General features: G+C 66.6%; 6 protein-coding genes and 5 pseudogenes. 4 read left to right on the top strand and 7 right to left on the bottom strand.

The window, feature by feature from the left end; translation table 11 throughout:
* Positions 1-76: 76 nt before the first annotated feature.
* Positions 77-1,780: an ArnT family glycosyltransferase gene (locus tag ACXI0D_RS02885; RefSeq protein WP_049443049.1), complete on the bottom strand. Its 1,704-nt coding sequence runs from the start codon at positions 1,778-1,780 to the stop codon at positions 77-79.
* 131 nt (positions 1,781-1,911) lie between these two features.
* Between ACXI0D_RS02885 and ACXI0D_RS02880 the strand changes: the two are divergent.
* The 3 genes and pseudogenes from ACXI0D_RS02880 to ACXI0D_RS02870 all read left to right on the top strand — a co-directional run bounded on the left by ACXI0D_RS02880 (position 1,912) and on the right by ACXI0D_RS02870 (position 5,272).
* Positions 1,912-2,624, top strand: a pseudogene (locus ACXI0D_RS02880) (response regulator transcription factor).
* Complete coding sequence (locus tag ACXI0D_RS02875) at positions 2,611-3,897, top strand: sensor histidine kinase (protein WP_049443039.1); 1,287 nt, start codon at positions 2,611-2,613, stop codon at positions 3,895-3,897. Before ACXI0D_RS02880 ends, ACXI0D_RS02875 begins: the two are co-directional and overlap by 14 nt.
* A 121-nt stretch (positions 3,898-4,018) precedes the next feature.
* Positions 4,019-5,272, top strand: a pseudogene (locus ACXI0D_RS02870) (DUF819 family protein).
* A gap of 203 nt (positions 5,273-5,475) precedes the next feature.
* On the opposite strand, the pseudogene ACXI0D_RS02865 reads toward ACXI0D_RS02870, so the two are convergent.
* Together ACXI0D_RS02865 and ACXI0D_RS02860 are read right to left on the bottom strand one after the other, a co-directional pair.
* Positions 5,476-5,701: pseudogene (locus tag ACXI0D_RS02865) on the bottom strand (YbdD/YjiX family protein).
* Positions 5,701-7,779 (bottom strand): annotated as a pseudogene (locus tag ACXI0D_RS02860) (carbon starvation CstA family protein). The pseudogenes ACXI0D_RS02865 and ACXI0D_RS02860 overlap by 1 nt, the downstream one beginning before the upstream one ends.
* A 215-nt stretch (positions 7,780-7,994) precedes the next feature.
* Here ACXI0D_RS02860 and ACXI0D_RS02855 point away from each other — a divergent pair.
* A complete protein-coding gene (locus ACXI0D_RS02855) occupies positions 7,995-8,846 on the top strand; it encodes a pirin family protein (RefSeq protein WP_119006613.1) in 852 nt (283 codons plus the stop codon).
* A gap of 131 nt (positions 8,847-8,977) precedes the next feature.
* Here ACXI0D_RS02855 and ACXI0D_RS02850 read toward each other — a convergent pair whose 3' ends face one another.
* From ACXI0D_RS02850 to ACXI0D_RS02835, 4 genes and pseudogenes are all read right to left on the bottom strand, one after another.
* On the bottom strand, positions 8,978-9,436 hold the full coding sequence (locus ACXI0D_RS02850) for a hypothetical protein (protein WP_119006612.1): 459 nt from the start codon (positions 9,434-9,436) through the stop codon (positions 8,978-8,980).
* 197 nt (positions 9,437-9,633) lie between these two features.
* Positions 9,634-10,353: an aquaporin Z gene (aqpZ, locus tag ACXI0D_RS02845; protein WP_119006611.1), complete on the bottom strand. Its 720-nt coding sequence runs from the start codon at positions 10,351-10,353 to the stop codon at positions 9,634-9,636.
* Positions 10,354-10,473: 120 nt separating this feature from the next.
* On the bottom strand, positions 10,474-11,337 hold the full coding sequence (locus tag ACXI0D_RS02840) for a pirin family protein (protein ID WP_049443043.1): 864 nt from the start codon (positions 11,335-11,337) through the stop codon (positions 10,474-10,476).
* A gap of 642 nt (positions 11,338-11,979) precedes the next feature.
* Positions 11,980-14,044 (bottom strand): annotated as a pseudogene (locus tag ACXI0D_RS02835) (3-hydroxyacyl-CoA dehydrogenase NAD-binding domain-containing protein).
* Positions 14,045-14,049 lie beyond the last annotated feature (5 nt).

The raw sequence follows: 14,049 nt of genomic DNA, 5'->3' as shown, positions 1-14,049 counted from the left end.
CTCGTCACCTGGATGTCGGAGAAGGGTCGGACGCTCGTTCGTGCCGGGTTAATGTTTGCCCGGGACATGTCAACGTTCAGTCTTCTTCGGCGGTCGATCCTGTCCGCTCGGCGTGGCACTCCGGGTCCCAGGCCGTACCAGGAAGCAGTTGCCAACGATTCCTGTTGGCAATGCCGATGTCGATCACCTTGGCCGGGTCCACGCAGGGGCTCATCGCATCGTCCAGCACCAGCAGCCAGCGCTTGCCCGGTGCCTCGGCCAGCCACGGGCCGGCGTCATGCCACTGCTCGGCCCACGGGCGCTTGAAACCGAACTCGCGCACCGGCCGATCTGCCTGCAGCAGGTTCTGTTCGCGCCAGGCGACCAGTGCCAGCTCGGCGTCCGGGCCGATCCGCGCGCCCACCCGGCGCATCACCGCCGACGCCGACGCGTACGGATCCAGTGCCGGGATCAGCACCAGGCCGTAGAGCATCCACAGCATGCCGTGGGTCAGCAGCACCAGCGTTGCGGCACGGCGCACCCGCAGCCACACGATCAACGTGGCCAGGGCAATGGCAAAGGTCAGCAAGCCATCCCCCAGCACCGGCAGCAGCGAATCGGGCATCGCCCGCCGTTCCAGCTGCGCCACGGCCCACGAATGCTCGGTCATCAGCATCACGCCGAGCACGCCGGTGGCCAGCATCAGCACCACGCTGTAGCCGAACAGGTAGCGCCGAACGCACAGCCGGCGCAACAGGCCCGGCAACAGCGGGGCCACCGCCAGCGCCATCGCCGGCAGCATCGGCAGCACATAGACCTCGCGCTTGCCGGGGCTGGCGCTGAAGAACACCAGCACCAGCAGCGCCCAGCCCAGCAACAGCCACTGCCGTCGGTCGCCACGGCGGATGCGGCGCCACCAGGGTTTGAACAGCATCGGCAGCAACAGGCTTCCCGGCAGCCACAAGGTCAGGATCACCTGCAGGTAGTACCAGGCCGGCTGGCGGTGGTGCCAGGCGTTGGCATAGCGGGTGCCGGTCTGCTTGAACAGCAGTTCGTGGGCATAGGACTGCAGGGACGCGCTGGGCTCATGCAGCAATGCCCAGCCCAGCGGGGCAAGCCACACCGCCACGCCCACCAGGAAGGCCGGGATCAGCCACAGCAGCGTTGCCGGGTGCGGACCGTCCACGCTGCGCCCGCGGCGGCGCTGGTACAGCCACCAGCCGAACCACGGCAGCACCATCAGCAGCGGCAGGAAACCCACGCCCTTGGTCACCGTGCCGAGGCCAGCGGCGAAACCGGCCAGCCACAGCGCGGGCAGGTTGCGGCGCTCGCACAGGTGGCGCATCAATCCCCACAGGGCTACCGTGGTCATGCCGACCAGCACCATGTCGATCTGCGCGCGCTTGGCCATCAGGCCGAACTGCAGGGTGCAGAACAGCGCCGCCAGGGCGTACAGGGAATGCCGCGGTGACCACAGCCGGCGTGCCAGGTCCGAGACCAGCCACAGGCTGAGCAGGGCGCCCAGCAGCGACGGCAGCAGGAACGACCACTGCCAGCTGCCGACGATCTCGTAGGCGGCCGCCTGCAGCCACATGAAGACCGGCGGCTTCTCCGCGTACAGCTCCACGCCCCGGTGCGGCAGCAGCCATTCCCCGCTTTCGACCATGGTGCGGGCCGCCAGCACGAAGCGCGGCTCGTCCGGCGGTTGCGGCTGGCGCAGGCCGATACCGGCCGCCAACGCAGCGATGATCAGCAGCCACAACAGGGGCAGGCGCCAATGACGGGGCAGGGCTACGGGCACGGCAGGCTCCGGGAGCAAAACGGCCACTCTGACGTGGCTGGGGTAGGAAAGGCGTCGGAGCGGGCGCACGGCGACCGCATTCCGACATGGTCGGCGCTACCATGGTACGAACTTCCGTGGATCTTTCGTGCATGCGTCTGTTGGTGATCGAGGACAACCGCCAGCTGGTGGCCAACCTGTTCGACTATTTCGAGTCGCGCGGGCACGTGCTCGACGTGGCCCCGGATGGCATCACCGGCCTGCACCTGGCCGGCAGCCACCCTTACGATGCGGTGATCCTGGACTGGATGCTGCCGCGCATGGAGGGGCCGGAGGTGCTGCGTCGCCTGCGCGCCGAGCACGCGTCGGAGGTGCCGGTGATCATGCTGACCGCGCGCGACGAGCTGCCGGACAAGATCGCCGGCTTCCGCGCCGGCGCCGACGACTACCTGACCAAGCCGTTCGCCCTGCCCGAGCTGGAGGTGCGGCTGGAGGCGCTGCTGCTGCGTGCGCAGGGCCGCAATCCGCGCAAGCGCCTGCAGGTGGGCGACCTGGTGCTGGACCTGGCAACCCGGAGGCGCAGCGCGGCAGCCAGGTGCTGCATCTGTACCCGGCCTGCCGCAAGCTGCTGGAAGTGCTGATGCGCGCGAGCCCTGGGGCGGTGACCCGCCAGCAGCTGGAATTCGCCCTGTGGGGCGACGAGCCACCGGATGGCGACCTGCTGCGCTCGCATGTCTACGAGCTGCGCCGCAGCGTTGATGGTCCGTTCGCCGACAAGCTGATCCACACCCTGCCGCGGGTCGGTTATCGCCTGGCGGTGACCACGGCCAGCGACGCAACCCGGGAAGACGATGAAGGCGCGTAAGCCGGGCCCGCTGTACCGGCGCGTGGTGTGGTGGTTGCTGGGCTACCTGGCTCTGCTGTCGATTGCCGTGTTCAGCGTCGGCAACTACGTGCACGAACATGCCGAGCACGCCGCCTGGCGCGCGCTGCTCAATTCCGAACTGGACAGCATTGTCGACCACACCGAGCACGAGCCGCATTACCGCTGGCAGGATTCGGACACGCTCAGCCTGTTCCGCTTCGACGAGGGCAACATGCCCGAGAGCGTGCGCACGCTGCATCCCGGGCTGCACGATGGCGTGCCGATCAAGGATCGGCAGACTGCGGTGATGGTGCGTGACACCGGCTCGATGGGGCGGGTGGCGCTGGCGCTGGACATCTCCGATTTCCATGATCTGGAACAGTTCGCCACACGTTGGGTGATGCTGGCCGGGGTGATCATGATCTTCGTCACCGTGCTGATGGCCTCGTTCGGCATGGAGCGGATGGTGCGTCCGTTGAGCCTGCTGGCACAGCACATTGCCGGGCTGCGGCCGGGCGTGCAGGGCCAGCGTATCGAGGTCGATCCGCGCGGCAGCTCAGAGCTGCATACCATCGCCGGTGCGTTGAACGACTACCTGGACCGCAACGAGCAGTTCGTCGAGCGCGAGCGGGTCTTCATCAGCACCGCCAGCCACGAACTGCGCACGCCGATCGCGGTGATGACCGGTGCCGCTGAGCTCGCGCTGGAGCAACCGGGCCTGCCCGAGCGTGCCCGCCAGCAGATGCAGCGGGTGTTGCGCACGGCGCAGAGCGTGGAGCAGCTGATCGAGCTGCTGTTGGTGTTGGCGCGTGATCCGGCGCGCCTGGCTGCGCGTGCCGAGCGCATCGCCCTGGACCAGCTGCTGCCGGAGATCGTCGACGACCATCGCCACCTGCTCGGTGACAAGGACCTGAGCATCGGCATCCAGGCGGCGCCGGTGGATATCGTTGCGCCGATGGCGGTGGTGCAGGCAGCAATCGGCAACCTGCTGCGCAATGCCATCGAGAACAGCGGCCGCGGCCATATCGAGCTGCAGCTGGATTCGTCGGCGGTGCTGACCCTGCAGGATCCTGGGCATGGCATGAGCCCGGAGGAGATCGCGGCCATCCACGCGCGCATGGCCCGCGGCGAGCGCGCCGATCGTGGTGGTGGCATCGGCCTGGACCTGATCGCGCGGCTGTGCGAGCACCTCGGCTGGACCCTGCAGCTGCAGCCCTGCGAGCCTCGCGGGACACGCGTCACCCTGGACTTCGGCGCTTCGCGCCCGGCCTGACCGGCGTCCCAACCTGCTTCGCGCTGCGGCATGACCCGGCGTGAAGACAATGTTAATCTCGATCTGCGCCGCTTTAAGCGGCGCTTTTTTTTCTCCGCTCTTTCGATCCACAGAGGATCCCATGCCGACCGAACCCGCTACTGCCCTGATCAGCAACGACATCGTTGGACTGGGCCTGATTGCCGCCACCCTGGCCCTGATCTTCTGGGCTGCCAGTGGTCCGACCCCGTTGTTGAAGAAGATCTTCGCCTGGGTGCCGGCGCTGCTGCTGTGCTACTTCATCCCCGCCATCTACAATACCGCCGGTGTCATCGATGGCCACAACACCTCGCTGTACAACCCGGTCGCGCGCGACGTGCTGCTGCCGGCCGCGCTGGTCCTGCTGACGCTTTCGATCGACCTGAAGGGCGTCATCAAGCTCGGCCCGAAGCTGCTGGTCGTGTTCTGTGCCGGTACCGTTGGCATCATGCTCGGCGCCATCGTGTCGTTCCAGCTGATGAAGCTGATCCATCCAGAGACGGTGGCCGGTGATACCTGGGCCGGCATGGCCGCGCTGGCCGGCAGCTGGATCGGCGGCGGCGCCAACATGGTCGCCATGCGCGAAGTGTTCGGCACCGATGCCACCACCTTCGGCCAGTTCGCGGTGGTCGACGTGGCCTGCGCCAGCCTGTGGATGGCGATCCTGCTGTTCCTGGCCAACCGCGCGCAGCAGATCGACACCCGCAACGGTGCCGACACCCGTGCCATCGATGAGATGAAGGCACGCATCAGCGCCTACGAGGCACAGAACGCGCACATTCCCAGCATGACCGACCTGATGGTGATCGTTGGCGTGGCCTTGGGTGGCGTCGGCCTGGCCCACGCCATCGCCGCGCCGCTGTCGGGCTGGTTCAAGGCCAATGTCAGCTGGGCCAGCCAGTTCAGCCTCGACAGTCAGTTCGTCTGGGTGATCCTGCTGTCCACGGCGATGGGCCTGGGCCTGAGCTTCACCCGTGCACGCCGGCTGGAAGCGGCTGGTGCTTCGCGGCTGGGCACGGTGTTCCTGTACTTCCTGATCGCCTGCATCGGTATGCAGATGAACCTGCTGTCGCTGCTGGATCGGCCGTGGCTGTTCCTGCTGGGCGCGATCTGGATGGCCACGCATGTGCTGGTGCTGTGGGTGGTGGCCAAGCTGCTGCGCGCGCCGCTGTTCTTCTTCGCGATCGGTTCGCAGGGCAACATCGGTGCGGCCGCCTCGGCCCCCGTGGTGGCCGCAGCCTTCCATCCGACGTTGGCCCCGGTGGGCGGTTGCTGCTGAAGGTACGGTGGGCTATCCACCGGCACCGGCCTGGCCTACGTCACCGGTTTGATCCTGAAGTGGATGGCCATCGGCTGAGTTCGGACCGCCCTGGCGTCATGCTTCCGTAGATCCACGCCATGCGTGGATGCATTTCATGGGTCTCCATGAACAAGGAAGGGGTCGGATCCGTTTCCCGCAGGAAACGGATCCGACCCCGATTCAACTCGATATCTGCCAGGTTTCATCCACGCGTGGCGTGGATCTACTCAACGTCACTCGAGAGCTGTTGAACCCGACCCTTAACAGCAGCGGCCGCCGTTGCGCCCGCCGTAACGCGCTTCCTGGCGCTCGCGGAAGAACGTCTTTGTAGTCCATCGGCTCCTGGTCCGGGTGCTTTTCCAGCATGTGCCGGACGTAGTTGTCGTAATCAGGAATGCCACAGCACAGTCGTGCGGTCTGCACCAGGCGCCGCCAGATGCGGCGGTGGGCCTGGTACTGGCCGGCGGGAACCAGTTGCGTACTCATCACAGATCCACCATTTCATGTGGCTTCAGCGCCACGTACGGGGTCTCGCGGTCGGTACGCTGCGGGTTGCGGCGTGCCGCCAGGATGGTCTTGATCGAATACACCAGCACCGCGCCCACCACCAGCAGGAACAGCGCGGTCAGGCCGGTGTTGACGTAGGCGTTGACCACGATCTGCTTCATCTGCGCCACCGACTTGGCGGGTGCGGTGATCGTATCGCTGGCGAGCGCAGCCTGGAACTTGTGTGCCTGCGCCAGGAAACCCTGTGCCGGGTTGCTGTCGAAGATCTTGATGAAGCCGGCATAGGTGGTGCAGATCAGCAGCCACACCGCCGGTACCGCGGTGACCCACGCATAGCGGTCACGCTTCATCTTGAACAGCACCACCGTGCCCAGCATCAGCGCGATGCCAGCCAGCATCTGGTTGGAGATGCCGAACAGCGGCCACAGCGTCTGGATGCCGCCGAATGGATCGACCACGCCGGTGTAGAGCAGGTAGCCCCACAGCGCCACGCAGCCGGCGGTACCGATGATGTTGGCGGTCCACGATTCGGTCTTCTTCAGGGCCGGCACGAAGTTGCCCAGCAGGTCCTGCAGCATGAAGCGCCCAGCACGGGTACCGGCGTCCACCGCGGTCAGGATGAACAATGCTTCGAACAGGATCGCGAGTGGTACCAGAACGCCATCATCGCGTCGCTGCCACTGGGAATCGCTTCGTGCAGGATCTGCGCGATGCCCACCGCCAGCGTCGGTGCACCACCGGCGCGGTGCAGGATGGTCGGTTCACCGATGGCGGCCGCGGTCGCGGTCAGCTGCTCGGGTGTGATGGTGAAGCCCCAGGTGTTGGTGATGTAGTGCGCCGCGGAAGCCGCATCGGCACCGATCACCGCCGCCGGGCTGTTCATCGCGAAGTAGATGCCCGGATCAATGATCGAGGCCGCCACCAGCGCCATCACCGCCACGAACGATTCCATCAGCATGCCGCCGTAGCCGATGTAGCGCATGTGCGCTTCATTGGCCAGCAGCTTCGGCGTGGTGCCGGAGGAGATCAGTGCATGGAAACCGGAGACCGCACCGCAGGCGATGGTGATGAACAGGAACGGGAACATGCCGCCCTTCCACACCGGGCCATCACCGCTGGCGGCGAACTGGGTCAGTGCCGGCATCTTCAGCTCCGGCATCACCACCAGGATGCCGATGGCCAGCGCGATGATGGTGCCGATCTTGAGGAAGGTCGACAGGTAGTCGCGCGGAGCCAGCAGCAGCCACACCGGCAGCACCGAGGCGACGAAGCCGTAGCCGATCAACATCCAGGTGATCTGGGTGCCGGTGAAGGTGAACGCCGGGCCCCACACCGGGTCGGCGGCGACCTTGCCGCCGTACCAGATCGCAGCCAGCAGCAGGATTAGGCCGACCACCGAGATCTGCCGATCTTGCCGGGGCGGATGTAGCGCATGTACACGCCCATCAGGATCGCGATGGGCATCGTCGCGATCACCGTGAACATGCCCCACGGGCTTTCGGCCAGTGCCTTGACCACCACCATCGCCAGCACCGCCAGGATGATGATCATGATCAGGAACGCACCGAACAGGGCGATGGTGCCGGGCACCTGGCCCATCTCCTCGCGGACGAGGTCACCCAGCGAGCGGCCGTTGCGGCGGCTGGACAGGAACAGCACCATGAAGTCCTGTACTGCACCTGCCAGTACCACACCCACCACCAGCCACAGCAGGCCGGGCAGGTAGCCCATCTGCGCGGCCAGGACCGGGCCGACCAGCGGACCGGCACCGGCAATGGCGGCGAAGTGGTGGCCGAACAGCACGTGCTTGTTGGTCGGCACGTAGTCCAGGCCATCGTTGTTGATCACCGCCGGGGTGGCCCGGGTCGGACCAGCTGCATCACCTTGTTGGCGATGAACAGGCTGTAGAAGCGGTAGGCGACCAGGTACAGCGAAACCGCTGCCACCACGATCCACAGTGCGTTGATGTGTTCACCGCGGCGCAGCGCCACGGTGCCCAGACAGAATGCGCCGAGCAGGGCGAGTGCCGCCCAGCCCAGTTTGGAAAACCCTTTCATGAGGTGCTCTCTCCCGGAAAGACAGTCAAAGAGTCCTGCTTGCCCACGACAGGGTCAATTGGCACAGGACGAATCTGCGGTAGTACTTTGGTCGTACGGCGGTTGCGCTGACGTGCAGCGAACATCAGGGATGGAACAATCGGTTGCGGTGCCATCCATTGGCGTACGGCCATGTGGCGTCCATCTTCACTGGCATCCATCCAACAGGAGTCGCCATGAGCTTTCCCGAACCGGTCCGCGTGCTGCGGACCATCCGTGGCATGCCCACCTCCGACGGTGCCGGCGTGCGCCTGACCCGCGTCATCGGCGGCCCCACGCTGCCCGACCTGGATCCGTTCCTGCTGCTTGATGAGTTCGGTACCGACCGCGCCGAAGACTACATCGCAGGCTTCCCGGAGCATCCGCACCGCGGTTTCGAGACCGTCACCTACATGCTTGACGGGCGCATGCGGCATCGCGACAACCACGGCAACGAAGGCCTGCTGACCCCGGGCAGCGTGCAGTGGATGACCGCCGGCCGCGGCCTGGTGCATTCGGAGATGCCCGAGCAGGAAAGCGGGCAGATGCGCGGCTTCCAGCTGTGGGTGAACCTGCCGGCGAAGGAGAAGATGACCGAGCCGAAGTACCAGGAGTTCGCGCCCGAGCGCATTCCGGTGGTGAAGCCGGACGCCGGGGTGGAAGTGAAGGTGATCGCCGGCACGGTCGACGGCACCCGCGGCCCGATCGTCCAGCCGGCCACCGAGCCGCTCTATCTGGACATCACGCTGGCGCCCGACCGGGCCTGGACCTACACGCTGCCGGAAGGCCACAACGCCTTCGCCTATGTCTTCGAAGGTGCGCTGACGGTGGGTGAGCAGGATGCTGCGCGCGATGTCGCGCGCCAGGAACTGGCGGTGCTGGGCGGCGGCGAACAGCTGCATGTTTCGGCCGGCGGCGAAGGCGCGCGGCTGATCCTTGTAGCAGGCCGTCCGCTGCGTGAGCCGGTGATGCGCCACGGCCCGTTCGTGATGAACACGCGGCAGGAACTGATGCAGGCCTTCGTTGATTTCCAGGAAGGCAAGTTCTGAGGTAGTGCCGGCCGCTGGCCGGCAGCAGCCTCGGACGAAGGCGGATCGGTGTGCCGGCCAGCGGCCGGCACTACCGTCGGATCGGCGGGTCGCGTTGCGGGGACGCTGCCAGGCAGTCATCCCCATCACCGTCAGCGCCCGGCGGCCACGGCCGACGGGGTCAGGCTCATGCCCTGCGCCAGTTGTTGCAGTGAGCCCAGCTCCTGCGCGCTGTCCGGATACAGCGAAATCTGCGCGTAACGCCCTTTGTCGATCTTGACCACGCTGATGCGCCGTTCGGCATACCCCGGCGGTTGCTGGCCGCCCAGGTCGGGCTGGTACCAGTACAGTGATTCACCGCCGAAACTGCCTTTTTCCTGGCGCAGCGAGCGGCTCAGCGGAATGGCGGGATCACGCGCGCTGAGCATGAGGCTCAGCACTTCGCGGCCATCCGTGGTGCTGGCGCGGCAGACCAGGAAATCGGCCTGCACCTGCTGCTGCCACTGCAGGCCACTGCTGGCTGGCAGCGAAGGACATTCGGACGGTGCCTGTGCGGCGGCCTGGGCCGCAGCGAACAGCAGGCTCGACAACATGACAGGCGCGAACTTCATGCATCCCCCAAGGTGATGAGTTGTTTGGCTCCGCCAGCAGGGCCGGCGGCCATGGCATCCCATCCCCGGATGCCGCCCCATCCGGCATGTGCACGGACGGTCAACTCAACCTTAACGGAACGTGAGCGATCGCACAATTCGCGGTTACAGAAGTAACCATTGCGGCCGAGGGTCGGCCGCAATGGGTGCCGCGTGGATCAGCGGTCGCTGCCGATCCACTTGTAGATGATGCCGCCGATCGCGCCGCCCAGCAGCGGGGCGACCCAGAACAGCCACAGCTGGCTGACCGCGCCACTGCCGGCGAAGAAGGCCACGGCGGTGGAGCGGGCCGGGTTCACCGAGGTGTTGGTGACCGGAATGCTGATCAGGTGGATCAGGGTCAGTGACAGGCCGATCGCCAGCGGGGCGAAACCGGCCGGTGCCTTGCCGTGGGTGGAACCCATGATCACGATCAGGAACACCGCGGTCAGCACCACTTCGCACAGGAAGGCGGCCGCCACGCTGTAGCCACCGGGCGACAGCGCGCCATAGCCATTGCTGGCGAACGCACCGGCCTGGCTGCCATCGATGGCGAAGCCGCTGGCGCCGGAGGCGATCTGCAGCAGGATGAAGCCGGCCAGCAGGCCGCCGGCGACCTGGGCGATGATGTACGGCACCAGGTCCCTGGTCGGGAAACGACCACCGGCCCAGAGCCCGACGCTGACCGCCGGATTGAAGTGCGCGCCGGAGATATGGCCGAACGCATAGGCGCCGGTCACCACGGTCAGGCCGAAGGCGAGCGCCACGCCGAGGAAACCGATACCCAGCGGATTGCCGTCGCCACCGAACTTGGCGGCCAGCACCGCACTGCCACAGCCACCCAGAACCAGCCAGAACGTGCCGAGGAACTCGGCGGACAAGCGTTTACCCATGCTCATGTGTTGCACTCCTTTGACGTCGAAAGTGTGATTTATGTCACATTTCAATGATCAGCGGGTGACTGTAGCGTCAACGCCAGGTGCAGGGATACACCTTGGGATGTGTGCAACACGCGATGTTCAGTACTGGGGCAGGGGAATGAACTCCTTGTCGTCGCCCGGAATGGTGCCGAAGCGACCGGCTTCCCAGTCGTGCTTGGCCTGCTCGATGCGCTCCTTCGAGCTGGACACGAAGTTCCACCACAGGTGGCGCGGGCCATCCAGCGGCTCGCCACCGAACAGCATCGCCTTCACCGGCGTCTTCGCACGCAGGCGGCCACGTGCGCCGGCTTCGGGGATGACCAGGTGCTGTGCGGGGATGTCCACGCCATCGAGCTGCGCCTCACCTTCGAGGATGTACAACGCGCGCTCGCGGTGGCCGTCGTCGATATCGATCTCCGCCTCCGGGTCGAGATCGATCGCCACATTGAGCGTGTCGGCGAACACCTTCACCGGCGATTCCTCGCCATAGGCGCGGCCGGCGATCACCCGCAGCCAGGCACCATTGCGGCGCTGCTCGGGCAGGGTGGCAGCGGCGTGGTGGTAGAACGCCGGCTCGATTTCCTCGTGCGACTTCGGCAGCGCGACCCAGGTCTGCATGCCGTGGATGGGGTTGTCATGGTCGCGGTCCGGCTGTGGCGTGCGCTCGGAATGGGCGATGCCGCGGCCGGCGGTCATCCAGTTGACGTCACCGGGACGGATCACCTGATCCGAACCCAGCGTGTCGCGGTGGCCGATTGCGCCCGACCACAGGTAGGTGACCGTGGCCAGGCCGATATGCGGATGCGGGCGCACGTCGATGGCGGTGCCGGGGTGCATGAGTGCCGGGCCCATCTGGTCGACGAACACGAACGAACCGATGCTGCGCGCCTGCAGGGTGGGTACGGCGCGACGGACTTCGAGGCCGCCGATGTCGTGCACGCGCGGGGCGATGATGGTGGTCATGCGGGCGTTCTCGCTGGCAGGGATCAGGCGATCAGCATCGCATGCAGCTGTGACGGGGACATGCCCCGTATGGGTAACAGGTTGTTCCAGCCAACGGCGCAGCCCCTCGTGGCTGTGGGGGTGGTCGCTGAAGGCGGAAGCAAGATCAAAAGCCGCGCTTGGCCGGGCGGGTGGGTTGCGCAGGACACGCCGTAAACCCGTCCATGGGGGCTCGATGGCGCCATCCATGGCGCCAACGGTCCTGCGCAACCCACCCGCCCGACCTCTGACAGTTTCCGTGTGCGTCCAGCCACGGAGAAGAAAAAAGAAAATCAAAATCAAACGCCGGTCGCTTCGCTCCTCGTGTCGACCAAGGTAGCCACCCACCAGTTCGTAGTGATCCACACCGGAATCGAGATTAACCGACCGTCACCGGGAAACTGTCAGGGGTGGGGCGGTGTGGGCAGGCAGGACCGTTGGCGCCATGGATGGCGCCATCGAGCCCCCATGGACGGGTTTACGGCGTGTCCTGCCTGCCCACACCGCCCCGCCCAACAAACAGAAAAGCCAGAGCCGGCTGTTGCTCCGGCTCCGGCTCTGGCTCTGGCTTTTGCTTCGGCGGTTGCCTCTGCGGGTGCCGGGCCGCAGGCCCGGCCGATCAACTCACACCACCGGTTCGCGCAGGGCGGGGTTGTCCCAGCCCGGGCGCGGTGCGAAACGGTCGCCGTGGCGCTGCTGCAGCGCCTTCAGCCGCTCGACGATCGCATCGGCACCCACCGCGCGGATGTGCTGGATGGGACCGCCGCGGAACGGTGCAAAACCGGTGCCGAAGATCACGCCGGCATCCAGCAGGTCCGCATCCGCCACCACGCCTTCGTGCAGGCACGCCACCGCTTCGTTCAACAGCGGCAGGATCAGGCGGTCCTCCAGATCGGCCGGGGCCTGGTAGTCGCTGGCCACGTCCGGCTTCTTCGGCTTGCCGTTCTCCCAGGTGTAGATGCCCTGGCCATCCTTCTTGCCACGCTTGTCCGGTTCCACCGTCTGCAGCGCGGCCGGAATCTGCAGGCCCAGGAACGGCGCCAGTTCGCGGCCGACACCGGCGGCCACGTCCAGACCGACGGTGTCGATCAGTTCGATCGGGCCCATCGGCATGCCGAACTTCACGGCGGCCTTGTCGATCACCGGGCCTGGGATGCCTTCGGCGTAGGCAGTGGCGGCTTCCAGCATGTACGGGAACAGCACGCGGTTGACCAGGAAGCCCGGGCTGCCGGCCACCGGCACCGGGAACTTGCCCAGCGCCTTGCAGAACGCGGCCAGGCGGCGCTCGGTCTCCGGCGCCATGCCGTCGTGATGGATGATCTCCACCAACGGCATCTGCGCGACCGGATTGAAGTAGTGCAGGCCGGCGAACTGTGCCGGTCGCTGGATATGGTCGCGCAGCTCCACCAGCGGAATCGATGAGGTGTTGGTGGTCAGCAGCGCATCCAGCTTCATCTTCGGTTCGAGCGTCTGGTACAGCGCACGCTTGGCTTCCGGGTTCTCGATGATCGCCTCGATCACCAGGTCGGCCTCGGCCACGCCGTTGCCTTCCAGGTCGGCACGCAGGCGCGCGGCCACGGCAGGGCGCTTGCTCTCGTCGCGCACCTTCTTGGCGAACAGCGCCTGCGCGCGTTCCATGGCCGGGTCGATGAAGCGCTGCTCACGGTCCTGCAGGGTCACTTCGAAGCCCTTGTAGGCGGCCCACGCGGCGATGTCGCCACCCATCACGCCGGCGCCGACCACGTGCACGTGGCGGATGCCGGACTCACCACCACCGAGGCCCTTCAGGCGCTCGGTCAGGAAGAAGATGCGGATCAGGTTGCGCGCGGTCGGTGTACTGGCCAGCTTCACCACGGCCCGCCGTTCGGCGTCGAGGCGTGCCTGGATCGGCTTGCCGCCGCTGCGCTGCCAGGTGCTGATCAGCGCGTACGGCGCCGGGTACTGGTCCTTCCTTGCCTTGCGGGCGACCTGCTTGACCATCTGCGGTGCCAGCAGCGTGCGTGCCAGCCAGGTGTTGGTGGCCCAGGCCGTCGCGCGCTGCTTGAACGGGCGGGTGGTGCCGGACAGCGCCAGTGCGACGGCAGTGTCGAGCACCACTGCCGGTGCCACCACCTTGTCGACCAGGCCGGTGCCACGCGCGGCCGAGGCCGACAGAGTGCGGCCGGTCAGCATCATGTCCATCGCCGCCGGTGCGCCGACCAGCTGCGGCAGGCGGGCGCTGCCACCCCAGCCCGGGAAGATGCCCAGCTGGGTTTCCGGCAGGCCGATGCGGGTGCTGCTGTCATTGGAGGCCACGCGATAGCGGCAGGCCAGGGCAAGCTCGGTGCCGCCGCCCAACACAGTGGCCGTGGATGGCCGCCACGGTGGGGCAGGGCAGCTCGGCCAGCTTCTGGTAGGTGGCCTGGCCACGACGGATCGCGTCGTTGACGGTGCCGCGACGGTCGAATTCCTGGAACTCCTTCAGATCCGCGCCAGCGATGAAGCCGGCCTTCTTCAGCGACTGGATCACCACTCCCTTGGGCGGGTCCAGCGCGATGCGCTCAAGCAGGTCGCCCAGTTCCAGCAGCACGTCCTGCGACATCGCGTTGACGCTGCTGTCCTGACGATCCAGGGAGAGAACCACCACGCCGTCGTCGCGGATCTCGGGGTGCCAGTGGCTGAAGCGGAGACCATCGAAGCCTGAGAGCATGGACG

Source organism: Stenotrophomonas sp. C9D9 (assembly GCF_056491205.1).
The sequence above is the reverse complement of the archived record's forward strand: the minus strand, read 5'-3'. Positions and strand labels throughout refer to the sequence as shown.

Excerpts from the sequence above, each read along its gene's own strand:
- ACXI0D_RS02840 (WP_049443043.1), bottom strand. The coding sequence starts at position 11,337 with ATGACCACCATCATCGCCCCGCGCGTGCACGACATCGGCGGCCTCGAA.
- aqpZ (WP_119006611.1), bottom strand. The coding sequence starts at position 10,353 with ATGAGCATGGGTAAACGCTTGTCCGCCGAGTTCCTCGGCACGTTCTGG.
- ACXI0D_RS02855 (WP_119006613.1), top strand. The coding sequence starts at position 7,995 with ATGAGCTTTCCCGAACCGGTCCGCGTGCTGCGGACCATCCGTGGCATG.
- ACXI0D_RS02875 (WP_049443039.1), top strand. The coding sequence starts at position 2,611 with ATGAAGGCGCGTAAGCCGGGCCCGCTGTACCGGCGCGTGGTGTGGTGG.
- ACXI0D_RS02850 (WP_119006612.1), bottom strand. The coding sequence starts at position 9,436 with ATGAAGTTCGCGCCTGTCATGTTGTCGAGCCTGCTGTTCGCTGCGGCC.